The 19,292-nt window shown below is 71.5% G+C and carries 14 protein-coding genes; 9 read left to right on the top strand and 5 right to left on the bottom strand.

Annotated features, from left to right (window positions below; all coding sequences use genetic code 11):
* Positions 1–47: 47 nt before the first annotated feature.
* The 6 genes from C8K30_RS20245 (at position 48) to C8K30_RS20220 (ending at position 7,607) form a co-directional block, all read left to right on the top strand.
* A complete protein-coding gene (locus C8K30_RS20245; RefSeq protein ID WP_108494731.1) occupies positions 48–989 on the top strand; it encodes a carbohydrate ABC transporter permease in 942 nt (313 codons plus the stop codon).
* Positions 989–1,954: a carbohydrate ABC transporter permease gene (locus tag C8K30_RS20240; RefSeq protein ID WP_108494730.1), complete on the top strand. Its 966-nt coding sequence runs from the start codon at positions 989–991 to the stop codon at positions 1,952–1,954. The genes C8K30_RS20245 and C8K30_RS20240 overlap by 1 nt, the downstream gene beginning before the upstream one ends.
* On the top strand, positions 1,951–4,491 hold the full coding sequence (locus C8K30_RS20235; protein WP_108494729.1) for a glycoside hydrolase N-terminal domain-containing protein: 2,541 nt from the start codon (positions 1,951–1,953) through the stop codon (positions 4,489–4,491). The genes C8K30_RS20240 and C8K30_RS20235 overlap by 4 nt, the downstream gene beginning before the upstream one ends.
* Entirely contained in the window at positions 4,488–5,822 is a 1,335-nt protein-coding gene (locus C8K30_RS20230) for an ABC transporter substrate-binding protein (RefSeq protein ID WP_108494728.1), read from the top strand. The genes C8K30_RS20235 and C8K30_RS20230 overlap by 4 nt, the downstream gene beginning before the upstream one ends.
* Positions 5,823–5,838: 16 nt before the next feature.
* Positions 5,839–7,005: an ROK family protein gene (locus C8K30_RS20225; protein ID WP_108494727.1), complete on the top strand. Its 1,167-nt coding sequence runs from the start codon at positions 5,839–5,841 to the stop codon at positions 7,003–7,005.
* A 134-nt stretch (positions 7,006–7,139) separates the two neighbouring features.
* Positions 7,140–7,607 carry a hypothetical protein gene (locus tag C8K30_RS20220; protein WP_108494726.1) on the top strand — a complete coding sequence of 156 codons (468 nt, stop codon included), beginning with the start codon at positions 7,140–7,142 and terminating at the stop codon, positions 7,605–7,607.
* A 112-nt stretch (positions 7,608–7,719) separates the two neighbouring features.
* On the opposite strand, the gene C8K30_RS20215 is transcribed toward C8K30_RS20220, so the two are convergent.
* Complete coding sequence (locus tag C8K30_RS20215; protein WP_255415760.1) at positions 7,720–9,786, bottom strand: MDR family MFS transporter; 2,067 nt, start codon at positions 9,784–9,786, stop codon at positions 7,720–7,722.
* A 358-nt stretch (positions 9,787–10,144) separates the two neighbouring features.
* Here C8K30_RS20215 and C8K30_RS20210 point away from each other — a divergent pair, with 358 nt between their 5' ends.
* From C8K30_RS20210 to C8K30_RS20200, 3 genes are all read left to right on the top strand, one after another.
* Positions 10,145–10,930, top strand: coding sequence for a PadR family transcriptional regulator (locus C8K30_RS20210; RefSeq protein WP_108494724.1), 786 nt, complete (start codon positions 10,145–10,147; stop codon positions 10,928–10,930).
* A 148-nt stretch (positions 10,931–11,078) separates the two neighbouring features.
* Entirely contained in the window at positions 11,079–12,080 is a 1,002-nt protein-coding gene (locus tag C8K30_RS20205) for a dihydrodipicolinate synthase family protein (protein ID WP_108494723.1), read from the top strand.
* Positions 12,077–12,877, top strand: coding sequence for an SDR family NAD(P)-dependent oxidoreductase (locus C8K30_RS20200; RefSeq protein ID WP_108494722.1), 801 nt, complete (start codon positions 12,077–12,079; stop codon positions 12,875–12,877). The genes C8K30_RS20205 and C8K30_RS20200 overlap by 4 nt, the downstream gene beginning before the upstream one ends.
* A gap of 74 nt (positions 12,878–12,951) precedes the next feature.
* Here the strand turns inward: C8K30_RS20200 and C8K30_RS20195 are convergent, their stop codons facing one another.
* The 4 genes from C8K30_RS20195 to C8K30_RS20180 all read right to left on the bottom strand — a co-directional run bounded on the left by C8K30_RS20195 (position 12,952) and on the right by C8K30_RS20180 (position 19,068).
* Positions 12,952–15,717, bottom strand: coding sequence for a family 16 glycosylhydrolase (locus C8K30_RS20195; RefSeq protein ID WP_108494721.1), 2,766 nt, complete (start codon positions 15,715–15,717; stop codon positions 12,952–12,954).
* Positions 15,718–15,853: 136 nt separating this feature from the next.
* On the bottom strand, positions 15,854–17,158 hold the full coding sequence (locus C8K30_RS20190; protein ID WP_108494720.1) for an ABC transporter substrate-binding protein: 1,305 nt from the start codon (positions 17,156–17,158) through the stop codon (positions 15,854–15,856).
* 105 nt (positions 17,159–17,263) lie between these two features.
* A complete protein-coding gene (locus C8K30_RS20185) occupies positions 17,264–18,121 on the bottom strand; it encodes a carbohydrate ABC transporter permease (RefSeq protein WP_108494719.1) in 858 nt (285 codons plus the stop codon).
* Positions 18,118–19,068 carry a carbohydrate ABC transporter permease gene (locus C8K30_RS20180; protein ID WP_233257310.1) on the bottom strand — a complete coding sequence of 317 codons (951 nt, stop codon included), beginning with the start codon at positions 19,066–19,068 and terminating at the stop codon, positions 18,118–18,120. The genes C8K30_RS20185 and C8K30_RS20180 overlap by 4 nt, the downstream gene beginning before the upstream one ends.
* Positions 19,069–19,292 lie beyond the last annotated feature (224 nt).

Raw genomic sequence — 19,292 nt, 5'->3', positions numbered from 1 at the left:
GAGCTCCGGCGCGAGCCGGACGATCGCAGAGAAGATCAGGAAGACCGATGACGCTCTTGCCGACAGGACCTGCCGTACCCCGGGCGCTGGAACATCGCCGACGACGATCCGGCTCGCCGGCCCATCGCGGGGACGCGCGCCTCGCCTGGCTGCTCGTCGCCCCGGCGGCGGTCGGCTTCCTGGTGTTCGCCGTGTACCCGACCCTCCGCGGCGTCTATCTCAGCTTCACCGAGTTCCGGGTGCTGACACCGCCCACCTGGGTGGGCCTCGACAACTTCGCCGAGCTCGCCGGTGACGACGTCTTCTGGGGCTCGCTCGGGGTCACCGTGTACTTCGTCGTCGTGTCGGTGACGGCCGGCACGGTCCTCTCGGTGGTCACGGCCGCGGTGCTGCACCGCGTGACCACGTCGACGGTCGTCCGCGGCGTGATGATCCTGCCGTTCCTCATCTCGGGCGTCGTCGCCGCGACCGTCTGGTCGTGGATGCTCGACACCCAGCTCGGCATCGTCAACATCGCGGTGGAGGCCCTCGGTGGCGACGGCGTGCCGTTCCTCGGCTCCCGCGGCTGGGCGATCCCGACGATCGCGCTGATCAGCATCTGGAAGTCGATGGGCTACACGGCGATCATCGTCTTCGCCGGCCTGCAGACCATCCCGGCCACGATCTACGAGGCGGGTCGCATCGACGGCGCCGGCGAGATGCAGATGTTCCGCCGGCTCACGCTCCCGCTGCTGCGCCCGGTCCTGGCCCTGGTCCTCGTGCTGAACGTGATCGGCGCGTTCCAGGTCTTCGACATCGTCCAGGTCACGACCAAGGGCGGCCCGGCCAACGCGTCGAACGTGCTGCAGATGTACATCTACAGCAAGGCCTTCGGCCAGTTCGACTTCGGCTACGCCTCGGCGATGTCGCTGGCGCTCTTCGCGATCCTCATCGTCATCACCTTCCTGCAGCTGCGCCTGCTGCGGGCGAGCGAATCGGAAACGAACTGATGGCCACCACGGACACCTCCCGCCGCACGGGCGCGGCACCCCGCCCCACTGGAACGGCACCCCTCCGCGCGGGCGCGACACCCCGCCGTCGGGCACCGCGGCTCGGCCGCGTCGTCGCCTGGACCTACCTGACGATCGTCATGCTGGTGACGATCTTCCCGTTCTACTGGATCCTACGCACCGCGCTGTCGAACAACTACGCGCTGCTCGCCGACCCCTCCTCCCTGCTGCCCGCCGACTTCACGCTCGGCGCGTTCCGGCGGGTGCTCGGCCTGGCCACCACCGAGGAGTCGATAGCGGAGGGCGGCTCCGGGGCGACCATCGAGATCGGGCACTATCTGCTCAACTCCGTGATCTACGCGACGCTGTCCACGGTGGTCGTCGTCTTCCTCTCGACGCTCGCCGCCTACGCGTTCGCCCGTCTGCAGTGGCGCGGCCGCGACCTGGTCTTCAACCTGTTCCTCACCGCGCTGATGGTGCCGGGCATCCTCACGCTGCTGCCGAACTTCGTGCTCGTGCGCGAGCTCGGGCTGCTCAACACCTTCGCCGGGATGGTGCTGCCCACCGCGCTCTTCTCGGCGTTCAACATCTTCTTCCTGCGCCAGTTCATGCTCGGCCTCAGCACGGAGACGGAAGAGGCGGCGCTCATCGACGGCGCCGGGCGGCTGCGCGTGATGTTCCAGATCACCCTGCCGATGTCCGCCGGGCCGATCACCACCCTGTCGATCCTCGGGTTCATCAACGCGTGGAACGACTACTTCTGGCCGCTGCTGGTGACCAGCGACGAGAGCGTCCAGCCGCTCACCCTGGCGCTGGCCGTGTTCAAGCAGTCCTCGCCGCAGGCCCAGCCCGACTGGGCCGGGCTCATGGCGGCAACCCTCGTCGCCGCCCTGCCGATGCTCGTGCTGTTCATGGTCTTCGGCAAGCGCATCGTCAACTCGATCGGGTTCACGGGGATCAAATGACCGCACACGACACGTTCCGTCTGCGGTGGGCCGCCCCCGCCGCCGAGTGGGCCGAGGCGGTTCCGCTGGGCAACGGCCGCATCGGCGCCATGGCGTTCGGCGGCGCGACCGGCCGGGTGGCGCTCAACGACGCCACGGTCTGGTCGGGTAAACCCGACGGCCCCGACCGGGCGCTGGACGCCGTCCTCGCGGGCGGGGCCGGCCCCGCCCGCCTCGCGAAGGTCCGCGCGGCGCTCGACGACGGCGACCTGCGGGCCGCCGAGCGCGACCTGCTCACCTTCGAGGGGCCCTACTCGCAGGAATTCCTGCCCCTCGCCGACCTGCAGCTCACCCTGGTGCGGGACCCGGTCGGCGCCGAGGCCGCGGCGCGCGACCTCGACCTGGACCGCGGAGTCCTTGAGGAGTCGTTCATCGTCGACCGCGCACCCACCGTGCGGCGCACCTGGGTCTCGGCCCCGGCGCAGGCCCTCGTCATCGAGTGGACAGCGCAGGGCCCGGTGCTCGACGTCGACGTCCGGCTCACCACAGCGCTGCGCGAGCGCAGCCGCCGGACGGCGCCCGACGGCGTAGCCGTCGAGATCGAGGCGCCGCTGGACGGCCCGCCGGAGCACGAGCGCGACCTCCCTGAGCACCGCTACCGCAACACCGTCGCCGACACCGACGCCGGCTCCGGCTCCGGCTCCGGCTCCGGCTCAGCCGACGACACCGCGGCCGACGCCTTCGACCACGTCACCTGGGCCGCGCTCGCGGTGCACAGCGACGGGTCGGTCGAGCACCAGGCGGACCTGACGACGGTCCGTGGCGCGAGCCGGATCCTGGCCGTGCTGTCGACCGCCGGCCGGTCCGCGCTGTGGTGGGCCGACCCGGCCGGCGACACCTGGCGCAGCACCCCAACCGGGGACCTGCGCGACCGGGCGCTCGCTACGGCGCGGGCCGCCGCCGCCCGCCCGGGCGCCGACCTGCTCGCCGAGCACGAGGCGGACCTGGCGCACCACGTGTCCGGCGCGCGCTTCGCGATCGGCGGACGCCGGTCCGGGACCTGGGACGTGCACGACGTGCTCCACGGTACCGACGAGGGCCTGCGCGCCACGGTCCTGGCGGAGTACGGGCGCTACCTGCTCGGCGCGTCCTCCCGGGCGGGCGGCCCGGCCGCCAACCTCCAGGGCATCTGGAACGACGACCCGCGCCCGCCCTGGTCGTCGAACTACACGATCAACATCAACACCCAGATGAACTACTGGCCGGCGGCGGTCCTGGGCCTCGACGACTCGTTCGAGCCGCTGATCAGGCTCGTGGAGCGGGTGGCGCACACCGGCACCAGGGTGGCGCGCGAGCTCTACGGCGCGCGCGGCTGGGTCGCCCACCACAACAGCGACCTGTGGGGCTGGTCGCTGCCGGTCGGCAGGGGCCGGCCCGGCAGCACCGGCTGGGCACTGTGGATGATGGGCGGCGTCTGGCTCTGCCACAACCTCCTGGACCACTACGCCTTCTCGGGCGACAAGAACGTGCTGCGGTCCCGCATCTGGCCCCTGCTGCGGGGCGCCACCGAGTTCTGCCTCGACTGGCTCGTCGAGGACCAGTCGACCGGTCTGCTGCGCACGAGCCCGTCGACGTCGCCGGAGAACATGTACACGGGCCCGGACGGGCAGCCCGAGCCCCTCGGGCTGACGGCGACGATGGACCTGAGCCTGATCGGCGCGCTGTTCGACCGCGCGCTGGAGACGATCGACGTGCTCGGCGACGTACTCGACGTCGACGACCCGCTCGCGACCGAGATCACCACCGCCCGAGCCCGCCTGCAGCCCGTCGAGGTAGCGCGGGACGGCCGGCTGGCCGAGTGGGCGGCCCCGGTGGCCGACCACGAGCCGGCCCACCGGCACATGTCGCCGCTGGTGGCGCTCTACCCGCTCGGGACCGTCGACCCGCAGAGCACCCCCGAGCTGGCCGAAGGCGCCCGGCGCTTCCTCGACGAGCGCGGCCCCGGCGCCATGGGCTGGTCGTGGGCGTGGAAGGTCGCGCTCCGCGCGCGGCTCGGCGACGCCGAGCACGCCGCGGCCCTGCTCGAGGAGGCGTTCACGCCCTACGGGGGCGACGTCGCCCGGGCCGCCCCCGTCGACGGTTCGGAGTGGGGCGGGCTCCTGCCGAACCTGTTCAGCACCCACCCGCCCTTCCAGATCGACGGCAACTACGGCTTCGCGGCCGCCGTCGCCGAGATGCTGCTGCAGAGCCACCGCGGCGCGATCGACCTGCTGCCCGCGCTGCCCGAGCCCTGGTCCGAGGGCAGCGTCTCGGGCCTGCGGGCGCGCGGCGGCATCGCCGTCGACCTGGAGTGGGCGGACGGCGACCTGACGTCGGCCACGCTCCGCGACCTGTCGGGCGCCGACCGGCCGGTCCGGGTCCGGTTCCGCGGCTCCACCGCCGACCTGGCCCTGCCCGCGCACGGGCGGCTACGGCTGGACGGCCACCTGCACCTACAAGACGCACCAGGGGGCGCCGACGGAGGCGCCCTCGTCCACAGTGAGGAACGCACGACATGAGACGACAGATCACCACGGCCATAGCCCTCGTCGGCCTGACGGCAGGCCTCGCCGCCTGCGGCTCCGCCGACAGCGGTTCGTCCGACGAGGTCACCGTGAACTGGTGGACCTGGGACGAACGTCAGGCGGCGTCCTACGAGAAGTGCCTCCCGGGCTTCGAGGAGGAGAACCCCGGCATCACCGTCAACATCTCGCAGTACGGGGTGGAGGACTACTTCACCAAGCTCACCGCGGGCTTCGTGGCGGGGACCGCGCCGGACGCGTTCCAGAACAGCGTGCCGTTGCTCGGCGAGTACGCCGGCCAGGGGCAGATCATGCCGCTCGACGACCTCATCGAGGAGACCGGCTACGACCTGTCGGTCTTCGACATCGGCGTCGACTCGTGGAAGTACACCGACGGCAAGCAGTACGGCATCCCGCTGGACTGGGCCGCGTCGGCGATCTACTTCAACACCGCCATGGTCGAGGACGCCGGGCTCACCGCCGAGGACATCCGCACGATGACCTGGAACCCGGACGACGGCGGCACGTTCGACGACGTCGTCGCCCACCTCACCGTGGACGCGAACGGCGTGCGTGGCGACGAGCCCGGCTTCGACAAGGACGACGTCGCCACCTACGGCATCAACAGCCTCACCGCGAACGACTACAACGGCCAGGTGACGTGGAGCTCGTTCGTGTCCACGCTCGGCTGGCGGCTCGGCGGCGAGGACGCGGCATGGCCGACGAGGATCCCCTACGACGACCCCGAGCTCGTCGAAACGCTGGAGTACGTGCGCAGCCTCGGCGACCGCGGGTTCATGCCCGACTTCGGGGAGTTCACGGTCTCGGGGGCGGAGCAGATGGGTTCCGGCTCGGTCGCCATCGTCCAGGGCGGGACGTGGGACGCCACCACGATCACGAAGATCCCGGACGTCGAGGTCGAGGTCGCGCCGACCGTCGAGGGCCCGGAGGGCCGGATGATGATCAGCAACTCGAACGCGAACAACGTCTTCGCCGGGACCGAGCACGTCGACGAGACGTGGAAGTGGGTCACCTACATGGGGTCGGAGGCGTGCCAGTCGACGGCGGGAGCCGACGCCACCTTCCTGCCGTCGATCGGATCGGCCCTCCAGGAGACCATCGACACCCAGGCCGAGGACGGGCTCGACCTGTCGAGCTTCGTCCAGATCCTCGAGGACGGCGAGATCTACCCCACCCCGCCGCTCGCGCACGGGCAGGAGATCGCGGACACCATCCAGCCGATGTTCGAGGCCTACTTCACCGGACAGCGGGACAAGGACGTCTTCCCCGAGATGGCGACGAAGTCCGAGGCTATCCTCTCCGAGTGACGACGGACGGTGCGAGATGAACGACGAGGCCGCGGCACGGATCGCGCTGTTGCGTTCCCTGTCCGCGGCCCCGTCGTACGTGTTCACGACGGTCCTCACCCGCAGCCCGATCAGCCGGATCGACGTCTCCCGCCTCACCGGTCTCTCGCAGGCCGCGGTCACCAAGGCGGTGGCCCCCCTCGTGGCCGCCGGCCTGGTGGTCGACAACCTCGGGTCACGACGTGACGGGCTGCCGGGGCGTCCGGTCAGCCCCGTGGCGATCGTTCCCGAGGCGCTCGTCACCATCGGGATCAAGGTCAACGTCGACGAGGTCATCGGCGTCCGGACCGACCTGACCACCCAGGTGCTGGCGACGCACCGCGCCCCGCTCACGGACCACGACCCGGACTCCGTGGTGGCGGCGATCGCGCAGGTGTGCGCGCGCCTCGAAGCGCCGCTGGGGCCGGACGGCGGCCTCCTGGCCGGCGTCGGGGTCGCGGTGTCGGGCGACGTCGACACGGCGGCCGGCGTCGTCCGGGAGTCCGCGAACATGGGCTGGACCGCCGTCGACCTCCGTGCGCTGCTGCAGGACCGGGTGGGCGCCCCCGTCGTCATCGAGAACGACGTCCGCGCCCTGACGATCACCGAGCACATGTTCGGTGTCGGCCTCGGCATCGACTCCTTCGCCATCGTCACGATCGGCCGCGGGATCGGCGCCGGCCTGCACGTCAACGGCGAGGTGGTGGAAGGCGTGCACGGTGTCGCGGGCGAGATCGGCCACCTTCCCCTCGCGGACCGGGACCGGATCTGCGCGTGCGGTCGCCGCGGGTGCGTCGAAGCGGTGGCGGCGACGCCGGCGATCGTAGCCGCGATCTCGGAAGCGCACGGGCGCGAGGTCTCGATCACCGAGGCCGTACAGCTCGCGCACGACGGCGACGCGGCTGCGACCCAGGCGTTCACCGAGGCCGCGACGACCATCGGGACCGCCATCGCGAGCCTCGTCAACCTGACCGGCCCGGACCTCGTGATCCTGGGCGGCGAGGCGGTGTCGAACTTCGACCTGTTCGACCAGAACCTGCTCGGCGCCTACCGCGAGCACGTCTTCGGTTCCGCCGGCCGGTGCCGCATCGTCATCCGCCCGCACACGTTCGAGGACTGGGCGCGCGGCGCCGCCGCCGCCGTCATCCGGACTCTCGCCCGCTGAGCGGCGCCGCCGCCGCCGTCATCCGAATCCTTGCCCGCTGAGCGAGGCCGCCACCGGCGCTCTCCCCGCAAAATCGTGACGAATCCGCTTTGATAGGTGGATACCGCCGATTCGACGTCAAGGAGATCTCGCAGATGACCCAGGCAGCCCAGGTCGGCACCGTCTACCAGACCAGCCAGGAGCTCCTCGAGGCCGACCTGCCCCACTTCAGCGTCGCGCTGGACGCCAGCGGGTACGCGGTCCAGCGGGACCGGGACGGCAACTGGTACAGCGTGTCCTCCGTCGGCCCGTCGGACCTCGCAGAGATCTACACCGTCATCCATCTCCCCGCCGCGCCGCTCCCCTCCACCTACGGGTCGGTGGTCATCGCCGAAAACGGCACGCCCTTCATGCGTCGCTGGGATGCCGCGACCGACGAGCGCTTCGGTCTCGAGCACTGGATCGGGCCCGACGGCGCGACGGTGACCGGCGAGCACCTGCGCCGCCTCGGCATCGCGCGTGCCTGGGACGCGGGCGGGTCCAACGGTGCGTCGAGCGCCGGCGGCTCCCGCGGCCGATACCGCAGCCCAGCACACCCCACGTCTATGGGCACAGGTCACTGAGCCCAGGTCACTGACGAGACCCGAACGCGGCCAGCATCATGGCCTCTCGGCGCGGTCGTGGCCTCGCAGCGTGATCACCGCCGCTCGGCGTGATCACCGCCCCCCGGCATGATCACCGCCGCTCGGCGTGGTCGATCCTGTCGGCCAGCAGCTCGTGCGTCAGCTGCTCCACGAGCTGCTCGATCTCGGGCTCCTCACCGTCGTGCCACTCGGCGACGTATAGCCGCAGCCGCTCCCGCTCCGCCTCCCGGATCGACTCGGCGACGGCGTCCGCGGCGGGCAGCGCCCGGACCGTGTCGCCGTCGACCTCCACGAGCCCGCGGGCCGCGAGGGAGTCCGCGACCCCGCGCACGGTGTCCTCGGACGCGGCGGTGCGCTCGGCCATGAGGCGCACGGACCGGGTGCGCTTGAGGGAGACGCGGGTGACCATCCACGCCTCCCCGGGGGACAGCGCGACGTCCTGCGAGACGAGCTCGTACACCCGCAACGGGTCCCGCTTGCCCACGCGCCGCCACAGGATCATGCGCAGCTCCTCGAGCGAGGTGCGGGACGACGGGAGGGCGAAGGACGCACCCACCGCGTGCCCCGATCCGGCACCGTCCTCGTCGCGGGTGACAGTGCGCAGCTCGACCTCGGGCAGCAGCCACGTCAGGGCGAACGCCAGCACCGCCACCGGCACCGCCCCCAGGAAGACGACGTGCAGGGCGCCGGCGTAGGCGTCGAGGAACCAGGCCTGCACCTCGGGCGGGCACTGCGTGAGCGCCTGTGCGGACGCCGCGAGCGCCTCCGACCCGCAGGAGCCCTGTGCGGCGTCCGGGACTCCGGTCGCCAGCTCGTCCGTGAGGCGGCCCGAGAAGATCGTGCCGAAGACGGCGACGCCCACCGACGAGCCGATGGTGCGGAAGTACGTGGTGCCGGACGTCGCGGTGCCCAGGTCGCGATAGCTCACGTCGTTCTGCACCGCGATGACGAGCACCTGGGTCACCATCCCGAGCCCGGCGCCGAGCACGAACATGCTCAGGCCCGCCTGGAGCGTCGTCGTGCCCTGGTCCATCAGGGAGAGCAGGTACAGCCCGACGGCGGTGATGGCCGTGCCAAGAATCGGGTAGATCTTGTAGCGCCCGGTGCGGGAGATGAGCTGCCCCGACCCGATCGACGTGATGAGCAGGCCGAGCATCATCGGCGTCATCTCGAGCCCGGACTCGGTGGGCGTCGAGCCCTTGACCGTCTGCAGGTACAGCGGCAGGAAGGTGATGGCGCCGAACATCGCGAAGCCGACGGCGAAGCCGATGATCGCCGCGACGGAGAAGACCTTGCTGCGGAACAGGTGCAGCGGCAGCACCGGCTCGGGGGCGCGCCGCTCGACCATGACGAACGCGACCAGGCTTGCGATCGCGAGCGCGACCATGGCGTACACGGGGGCGGAGCTCCACTCCCATGTGGTGCCGCCCAGGCTGGTGACCAGCACGATCGCCGTCGAGATGGTGCCGAGCAGGATGATGCCGGCGTAGTCGATGCGCGGCTTGGCCCCGGCGGCGATGCGCGGCAGCACGGAGGCGACGACGATCAGCGCGATCACACCGATGGGGACGTTGATGTAGAAGACCCAGCGCCAGTCGAAGTTGTCGACGAAAAATCCGCCGAGCAACGGTCCGGCGACCGACGAGACGCCGAAGACCGCGCCGAACAGGCCCTGGTACCTGCCGCGCTCCCGCGGCGGCACGACGTCGCCGATGATCGCCTGCGACAGCACCATGAGTCCGCCGCCGCCGACGCCCTGCACGGCGCGCCAGGCGATGAGCTGGCCCATCGTCTGGGACGTGCCGGCCAGGATGGACCCGGCGAGGAAGATCAGGATGCAGGTGATGAAGAGCGACTTGCGCCCGAAGAGGTCACCGAGCTTGCCCCAGAGCACGGTGGTCGCGGTGCTCGCCAGCAGGTACGCCGTCACGACCCAGGACAGGTGCTCCGCGCCGCCGAGGTCGGAGACGATGGTGGGCAGCGCGGTGGCGACGATCGTCTGGTCGAGGGCGGCGAGCAGCATCGCGAGCATGAGCCCGCCGAAGATCGCCCAGACCTTGCCCTGCGGCAACGCCTGCGGTTCGGCCTCTGCGCTCGGAGCGGTCATGCGGCGCCTCCCAGTGTCCGGCGGACGGCGTGGTCCGCGCCGTTCGTGCACGTGTCCCGGGATGCACACTTTCACGGCCGGTTCGGGTCGGCGCGGGGAACGGCGCCCCGCCTGGTGGCGCGGCCGGCCCGCCCGGAGAGCCCTCCGGGCCGCGCCGGCCGCCGCCGCACCACTGACTCACGTTCAGCAGGACGTGGGCAGCCATGTCCGCGTGACTTCCGGCTCCTTTTGGCCTGCTGAACGAAGGTCAGGACTGGCCATCACAGCGGGGTTGCGTAACGATATATCTTTGATGTATCTTTCGATGGTCGGTCGAGCGCGCACGCGCTCCCGGCCGGCCGGACTGACGAGACGCCGTCGTGCGCGATCGCGCACCGCCTCGCCCGCCCCTACAACGAGGAGATACATCATGCGTACCAACGACAACTTCCCCCAGGACCCCGGTTCCTCCAGCCGACGCGGTCGACGCGGTGGCCGCGGCCGTCGCGGTTTCCTCCCGCCCTTCGACGATGTCAGGTTCGGTCCGGCGTTCGGCCCGGCGTTCGGCCCGGCGTTCGCGATGGCCGGCGGGCCCGGCATTCCGGACGGCCCCTACGACGAGGGCGAGCGCCGGGGCACGCGCCCCGAGCGCGGCGGCTTCGGCCCGCGCGGCTTCGGCCGCGGCGAGGGACGCGGGGGCTTCGGGCCCCGGGGCCCCCGGGGCGACCACGACAGCGGCCGCCGTGGCCCCCGCGGCCCGCGTCGCGCCGGGCGCGGCGAGATCCGTGCCGCGATCCTGCTGCTCCTGTCCGAGCAGCCCATGCACGGCTACCAGATCATCCAGGAGCTGGCCGACCGCACCGACGGTCGCTGGCGCCCGAGCGCCGGCGCGGTCTACCCCGCGCTGTCCCTGCTCGCCGACGAGGGTCTCGTGGCCCTCACCGAGGACGGCGGCCGCAAGCTCGCCAAGCTGACCGACGAGGGCACCGCCTACGTCGAGCAGCACAAGGACGAGCTCGGCTCCCCGTGGGAGCAGGTAGGGCGCGGCCACGGCCGCGAGCTGCGACACGAGCTCCACGCCCTGGCCGACGCCGTCGATCAGGTCTCCCGCACCGGGACGCCCGAGCAGGCCGCGACCGTCACGGCGATCCTCGACAAGGCCCGCCGTGCGGTCTACCTGACCCTCGCCGGACAGGCGCCCACCTCGGACGACTGATCCCGATGTCGCAGGACATCGAAATGGCCGGACCTACGAGATCGTAGGTCCGGCCATCGTTTTGGTGGTACTGGAACCCAATATGTGGCAGCCTTTCTCATAATATGCATGCCGCATCCCCAGCCTACCCACGTCGAAACGAGGACCCATGGCCACGCACCTCAACGGTCTGATGCCCATCCTGGCCACGCCGTTCGACGAGTCAGGCGGCCTCGACCGGGCCGGGCTGCGCCGTCTGGTCGAGTTCGAGCTCGCGGCCGACGTCGACGGAGTCGCCGTCTTCGGCATGGCCAGCGAGGGATTCGCGCTCACCGCCACGGAGCGCCGGGCCGTGCTGGGCGACGTCGTCGAGCTGGTCGCGGGGCGGGTGCCGGTCGTGGCGGGCGTCAACGGCACGTCGACGGTCAACGCCGTCGAGCAGGCCCGCGAGGCGGAGGCGGGCGGCGCGGACGCGCTCATGGTCCTGCCGCCCTTCATGGTCCGCCCGCCCGCCGCGTCCCTCGTCGACTTCTACGGGACGGTCGCGGCGTCCACGGGGCTCCCCGTCATGGTCCAGGACGCGCCGGGGGTCACCGGGGTCGCCATGTCGCCCGCCCTGATCGCCGAGCTCAGCCGCCTGGACGGCGTGCGCGCCGTCAAGATCGAGGCGCCGCCCACCACGGCCAAGGTCGGTCACGTCGTCGACGCCGTGGCGAACCCCGGGTTCGCGGTGCTCGGCGGCCAGAACGCGCAGTTCTGCCTCGAGGAGCACGCGGCCGGCGCGGTGGGGACGATGCCCGCGTGCGAGTTCCCCGACCTGCTCGGCCCGGCCCTCCGGCGCTACGGCGCCGGCGAGGTCGACCGGGCCCGCGCGGACTTCCGCCGGATCCTGCCGCTCGTGCTCCTCGGCCTCCAGCCAGGCATCGCCTGGGCGGTGCACAAGGAGGTCCTCGTCGCGCGCGGCATCATCGAGCAGGCGACCGTCCGCTACCCGGCGTCCCCGCTCGACACGACAAGCCGGGCCGCGCTCCGCGTGGTGCTCGACGAGCTGCGGCTCACCGGGCAGCGGACCCCCATGGAGGTCGCCGACGACGAGACGGCAGGCACCGTCGGAGCCGTCGGAGCCGTCGGAGCCGCCGAGGCTGTTGTGGCCGCCGAGGCGAGCGCATGAGCGGCCGGGGCGTGCTCCTGGTCGGCGGCAACTCGGAGATCGCGGTGGCCGTCGCGGAGCAGTTCGCCGCCAAGGGGGACGCCGTCGTCGGCGTCGGTCTCGCGCCGTGGGAGCCCGGCGCGGCCGAGACCAGCGCGGGCGCGGCAGGCGCGAGCGCTGTGGGCGCGGCGGATACGGGCGCGGCAGGCGCGGCGGGCGGCGTCTACCGCGGATTCCTCGTGGCCGACTGCGCCGACCCGGCACAGGCCGAGCGGGCCGTCGCGGACGCCGCGGGCATCCTGGGCCGGCTCGACGTGGTCGTGCTCGCCGCCGCGCAGATGCCGGTGGCCTCCGCGATCGACACCACCGACCAGCAGTGGCGCGGCGCGCTCGGGGCCACGCTGGACTCCGCGTTCTTCGTCTCCCGCGCCGCGCTGCCCCGGCTCGGCGCCGGGTCGTCGATAGTCGCGATCACCTCCGTCAACGCCGCCCTCGCCGCACCCGGCCTGCCCGCGTACGCGGCCGCGAAGGCCGGCGTCGAGGGCCTCGTGCGACAGCTCGCGCTCGAGTACGGACCGCGCGGCATCCGCGTCAACGCCGTGGAGCCAGGCTCCATCGCGTCGCACGACACGGGCGAGAGCGACGGCTACCCGCTCGGCCGCATCGGCCGGCCGCACGAGGTCGCCTCGGTGGTCACCTTCCTGGCCTCGGACGGCGCGTCCTTCGTGACGGGCACGACGATCCCCGTCGACGGCGGGCTCTCGATGTCGTCCCCGGCGGCCTGGCTCAAGCCGGCGCTACGCGAACGCTGGCTCTGAACCGTGCTGGCCGGCCCGGGGCACCTCTCCCCGGGCCGGCCGCTCTCACCTCTCCGCAGGTCTCGGACCCGTGCTCAGCCCACCGGCACGAACTTGACCACGTTGGTGCGCAGGTAGCCCGAGCCCAGGTTGCTCACCGTGACGAACCCCCCGTTCCCGGCCGCGAAGGTGTGGGTCCCCAGCGACGTCCAGCCCGATCCCACCCTCTGGTCGACGTCCGTGGTCACCGTCCCGTCCGCGGACGTCACGGCGTACCGCGCCCGAGCCGAGAACTCGTTGCTCGGCACCCAGGCCCAGACCTCGTACTCCCCCGCCTGGGCGAGCTGGGGCCGCCACTGCGCGGTGGCTGTCGCCACGTTGCTCGTCCTGGTCGGCGTGGAGAGCCACCCCGGGATGCTCGACGCCGACCACGTGCCGGTCTCGCCGTACCCGGTGTCCTTGACCCCGATGATGCTCATCGGCAGCGGGGTCACGGTCGTCGTGGCCGACGCCGACTCGTTGCCGACCAGGTCCAGCGTCCGCACCTCGATCGTGTGCGCCACGTTGTTCGACGCCTCCACCGGGTAACCGAGCGGGCGGTTCGTCTCGTCGTTGATGTTCCCGACCGGCACGCTGCCGTTGACGAGCTCCCCGTCGACGTAGACGTTGTAGCCGCCCAGGTCGAGCTCGGTGTTCTGCTGCCAGTAGAGCACCGCCTGGCCGTTCGCGGCCTCCGCCTCCAGGCCCGACGGCGGCGTGGGCGCCCGGGTGTCCGCCGGGGCAACGGCGGGCCTCGCGGCGGACGGCGCCGACTCGTTCCCGAGCCGGTCGACGGCGGTCACGGTGATGTCGTAGGTCTGGCCGGCCAGCAGCTCGTGCAGCCGGAACAGGTTGCGGCGCACCGGCTGCCAGGTCAGCCGCTGCCCGTCGAGGTAGACGTGATAGCCCACGACGTCGGCCCCGGTCACCGGCGTCCAGGTAGCGGTGAACCACGCGTCGCCGTTCGCCGGCGTCGTCGAGACGTCGACCGCGAGGCCGCCCGGCGTCGTCGGCGCCCCCGCCTCCTGCGGGGCCGGGACGAACTTGACCGCGTCCACCCGCATCTGGCCGAACTTACCCTCGGAGTCGGCACTCTGCCCGTACTCCACGGCGCCGCCCGACCCGGCGTCGAAGGCGAAGTTGCCCAGCCGCAGCCAGCCGTCCGACGGCGTCGCGTCGCCGACCTGGACGGTAGCCGTGCCGCCGGCGTGCGTGACCGAGAACGCCGACTCCTCCGGCATGTTGGCGTCGCGCGGCGGGACCCACGCGTAGACGTCGTAGCGGCCCGCCGTGAGCGTGGGCGCCCAGCGCGCCTTGGCGGTCGACGGGCTCGCATAGCGCGTGGTCGACCCGCGCCAGCCGGTGACGGCCGTGGACGTCGCCCAGGTACCCACCTCCGAGTAGCCCGGCGAGCCGTGGTCCACCACTGTCGACGGGACGAACTTCACGGCGTCGGCGCGCAGGATGCCCGCCCCGGCGGCGTCGCCAGTGACGGTCACCCGCTGGCCGGCGCCCGGCGTCATCGGGTACGCGCCCAGGCTCACCCACTGCTGGCCGGCCGTGGTCTGGTCCACCACGACGTCGGTGCTCCCGCCGTTGTGCAGCACGGTGTACTTCGCGGCGGTGTGCCCGGTGTCGAGCAGGTTGGGGTTCCACGCGTAGACCTCGTAGCTGCCGGCGGCCGGGAGGGTCGGCGTCCAGCTCGCGGTAGCACCGCTCGCGCTGCTGGCCCGCACCACCTTGTCCTGCGCCCCGAACGCGACCTGACGGCCGTCGGCGGTCTCGTAGTCCCAGGTCCCGGTCTCGGCGTACCCGGCGTCGCCGTTGTCCACCATCGCCGATGCCGCCGACCGGTCGTGCCCCGTCTCCACCGGGGCGAAGTAGCGGAAGTGGTCCCACGTGGTCTCGGCCGGCAGGTGGTCGGTCACCACGCCGTCGGTGTAGCCGAGCGTCGTGAGCCACACGTTCTGGATGCCGTGCGGGCCGGCCTTGTCCAGCGTGTACTTCAGCACGCCGTCCGTGTAGAAGCGCACCTCCGTCGGCGTCCACTCGAAGCCGTACGTGTGATAGGCGGCCGAGCTGTCGGCCTGGGTCACGAGGTTGCCCTGGTTTCCGACGTGGCCCGGCATGAACCAGTGCGAGTGGTACGCGAGCTTGTCGGGAGCGTGCGAGTCGACCTCGAAGCCGTCGATCTCGTTGATCCGGTTGTGCGGACCCGTGTAGCCCGGCACGTCGGGGATGTAGGCCGACAGGCCGGTGGTCCAGAATGCCGAGTGGAAGCCCTGCTCGCCCCACAGCTTCGCGCGTACCTCGTAGTACCCGTACCCGAACCAGCGCTTCGAGACGACGCCGCCGCAGCTCGTGACGATGTCGCCGTACGGCTCGTCGAGCTCGTCGAAGGCGATGTGCAGCAGCCCGTCGTCGACGGTGACGTTCTCCGGCTGGTTCGTGCAGATGGCCTTGTCGCCCTCCCGGTAGAACCACTCGCTCTCGTCGAGGCCGGTGCCCTCCGGCGTGACCCCGTCGAACTCGTCCGCCCAGGCGGGCGCGTAGCCCGGGGGCACCAGGGAGGGGGCGCGCTCGGCCGCCGGCTGGGCCAGGGGCGCCACTTGGCCCGGGGATGCTGCTTGGCCTTGGGACACTGCTTGGCCCGGGGACACTGCTTGGCCCTGGGACGCTGCTTGGCTCTGGGACTCCGTCTGGGCCGGTTGCTCCGGCCGGCCGGCGGCCGGTCCGGCCAGGCCGAGCGAGGTGAGGGTGAGCACGGCCACGACGGCCACGAGTGCCGGTCGGCGGCGGGGTACGAGCCAGTTCGTCGTCACGGGTCTGCCTCCTTGCAGTCTCCGAGTACTGATCTGTGTCCGTTCGGCAGCTCCGCCGACGGCGGCCGGGACGGCGTCGTCCGACCGGTTCGGTGCGCTGTTCGGTGCGCTGTTCGGTGCGCTGTTCGGTGCGCTGCTACGCGTTCGCGTCGAGCAGGTCCTGCACCTCCTGCTTCAGGTCGTTCAGCCCGGCCTGCACCTCGGTCTGGCCGGCGAGGATCCGCGCGATGCCCGCGCCGATCGCCGTGTCCACCTGCGCGGTGACCGCGACCTTGTCCCAGGCGGCGCCGCGCGCGTGCTCGGAGATCTCGGTCCGGAACTCGGTCTGGAACCGGTCCTTGGCGAGCGCCGGGATCTGGTCGGCCACCGACCGCGCAGCGGGCGCCACCGCAGACCCCTCGTAGAGCGCGGTCCCCGCTGCGACGTTCGTCGCCGCGTACTTGATGAACTCGCGGCTGGTGAGCTCGCCCTCTCCGGCGGTCGCGAACAGGCCGCCGCCCCAGCCCCGGTTGTACGAGTCGTTGCCGCCGGACGTCGGGCGCGCGATCGCCCCGATGTTGTCGACGATGTCCTGCGTGCCGCCGTTCGTCGTGACGAAGGTGGCGGCGAGCGGGGCGTCGTCGTACAGCGCGGCCCGGCCGGTGGCGAACAGGATGCGCGCGTCGGTGCGGTTGACGTTCGGCTGGATCAGCCCGGCGTCCAGCAGCGACACGAACCACGTGACCGCCGCGACGCTCTCGGCGTCGCCGATGGTGCACTCGAGGCCGTCGGTGACGACCTCGCTGCCGAACCCCCACATCCAGTGGACCATGTCCTTGAGGTCGGGGTTCTTGGTCACCGCCGCGTACGGGATCAGGTCCTTGTCCTGCGCCTTGATCCCCTCGAGCGCGGTGGAGAACTCCTCGACGGACATCCCGGACGCGATGCCGGCGTCGCGGGCGATCTCGCCGTTGGTGACGATACCGACGCCGGACGCCGTGAGCGGCAGCACGTAGAGCTTGCCGTCGAGGGTGTAGGAGTCGAGCACGCCCTGCGGGATGCCGAGCCCCTCCGCGAGGTCGGTGAGGTCGGCGAGCACCCCCATCGGGGAGAGCACCTGCCACGGCCCGGCCTGCCCCACGCCCATGAGCTTGCCCGAGCGGCCCGTCAGGGCGAGCTGGGTGGCGGCCTGGTCGTAGGGGTAGACGACCGGCTCGATGGTGACGCCGGCCTCCCCCGCGAAGCCGTCGACGACGGACTGCCACGCCTCCCGCTGCGCGTCCTCCCCCAGGGAGTTCCCGTAGAAGTTGATCGTCTTGGCCGCCGTCGCGCCCTTGGCCGCCGCCGCTGGGGCCGGCGTCGTCGGGGCGCAGCCGGCCAGGGCGAGCATGCCGAACGCGGCCGCCGCTGTGCTGCCGCCGAGGAATACGCGACGCGAGATGGTCGCGGACGTGATTGCCATGAACTGCTCCTTCGTCGAGGTGCGGTGGATCAGTGCCGATGAGATGCCGATGAGATGCCGGTGAGAAGCAAGTGAGATGTCGGTGGGATGCCGATGGGACGCGGGCTACCCCTTGACGGCCCCGGATGCGAGGCCGGAGACGAAGTACCGCTGGAGGAGGATGAAGATGATCGCGAGCGGCAGCGACGTGATCAGGGACGCCGCCATGAGCGACGGCCAGTCGGCGGTGCCCTCGTGGATGAACGCCTGGGTGAGCCCGGCCGGCAGCGTCTGCTTGTCGGGCCCCGCCAGCGTGAGCGCGAAGAGGAGGTCGCTCCAGCCGCGCATGAACGCGAACATGGCCGCCGTGATGAGGCCCGGGACCACCAGGGGGAAGACGATCCGGAACATGGTCGCGGTCCGGGACAGCCCGTCCACCTTCGCCGCCTCGAGGATCTCGTCCGGGAGGGCGTCCATGATCCCCTTGAGCAGGAACACCGTGAGGGGAAGGGTGAACGTCGTGAACGCGACGATCAGCGCGGTGTAGGTGTAGAGCAGGCCGGCCGAGCTCAGCATCAGGTACAGCGAGATCAGCAGGAGCGCGCCCGGGATGAGCTGCCCCACGAGGAACATGAACATGATCGCGTTGCGCCCGCGGTAGCGGAACTTCGACAGCGAGTACGCCATGAGGCCGCCGACCAGCACCGACACCAGAGCGGTGCCCGTCGACACGATGATGCTGTTGAGCAGGCTGCCCAGCAGCGCGTCGTTGCGGAAGAACCCGACGAGGTTGTCGAGCGTGGGATCGACGGGGAAGAGCGGCCGGTCCGGGGCGAAGACGTCGTCGCGCTTCATCAGGGCGGTCGCCGTGAGCCAGTAGATCGGCAGGAGCCCGAACAGCACGAGCACGAACAGCAGGAGGCGACCGGGGATCGACAGGCGGGGGTTGACGATCCCCTCGCCGATGTCGCGTGCGCCGCTCATGACCTCTCCAATCGACGGTTGAGCAGCAGGTAGCCGCCGGTGACGAACGCGAGGAGCACGAGCCAGAGGACGCCCATGGCGGACGCCTGCCCGAGCTCGTAGCTGCCGAAGGCGAGCTGGTAGAGGCTCACGGCGAGCGTCGTCGTCGAGTCGCCGGGACCGCCGCCCGTCATGACGAAGACGGTGTCGAAGTTGCCGAAGTTGTAGATGAACTCCAGCACCGCCACGAGGGTCACCGGGCCGAGCAGGTGCGGCAGCGAGACGAAGCGGAAGCGCTGGAACCGGGTGGCGCCGTCGATGGTCGCCGCCTCGAGCTGCTCGCCCGGCAGCGTCTGGAGCACCGCGAGCGCCACGACCATGATCCAGGGGAAGGAGTTCCAGGTCTTCGCGATGACGACTGCCGCCATCGCGCCGACGGGGTCGCCGAGGAGGCTGATCCCGGGGAGCCCGACCAGGGAGAGCACATGGTCGACGACGCCGTAGCTGTCGTTGAAGATCCAGGCCCAGAGGAACGACACGACCACGCCGGGGAGCAGCCACGGCAGCATGAGGAGGCCGCGCAGCACGTTCCGCCCCCGGATGCGAGCGTTGAGCAGCATCGCGAGGGTGACGCCGATGATCACGGGGAAGACCGTGGCCAGCGCGGCGAAGGTGAGCGTCGTGCCGACGTGCCCCACGAACTCGCCCCAGACCGTCGCGTAGTTGCCGACGCCGACGAAGCTGCGCTCGGGCCGCAGCAGGGACTGGTCGTAGAGGCTCGTGCCCAGGCTGGACAGGAGCGGGTAGATGGCGATCACGAGGAAGACCAGCACGGCGGGCAGCGCGATCATGAAGCCGAAGATGCTGTCCCTGGCGCTGAGCGTCGTCCGCCGCGTGGTGGTGCCCGTCGTGGTGGTGCCCGTCGTGGTGGTGCCGCCCGTCGTCGCGGGCGCGGGGGTGCCCGCCACCGGCGGGTGGCTCGGTCGTGACCCCCCGGGCTCCCGGCGGGTCTCCGTACGTCGTCCCGTACGTCGTCGTAGCGGTGCGTGCCCTAGCATGCCGCCAGTGAACCATATTGCGGATGGGAAATCTACAAATTGCATGACGTACCCATACTTGGATTGCCGGGCCCCAGGTCCGTGACTACGATGGCGGCAAGACAGCACGTACAAGACAGCGCACGCAGCGGACC

The organism is Promicromonospora sp. AC04 (assembly GCF_003058225.1).
Classification (GTDB): Bacteria; Actinomycetota; Actinomycetes; order Actinomycetales; family Cellulomonadaceae; genus Promicromonospora.
This window is presented reverse-complemented; position numbering and strand designations above follow the sequence as displayed.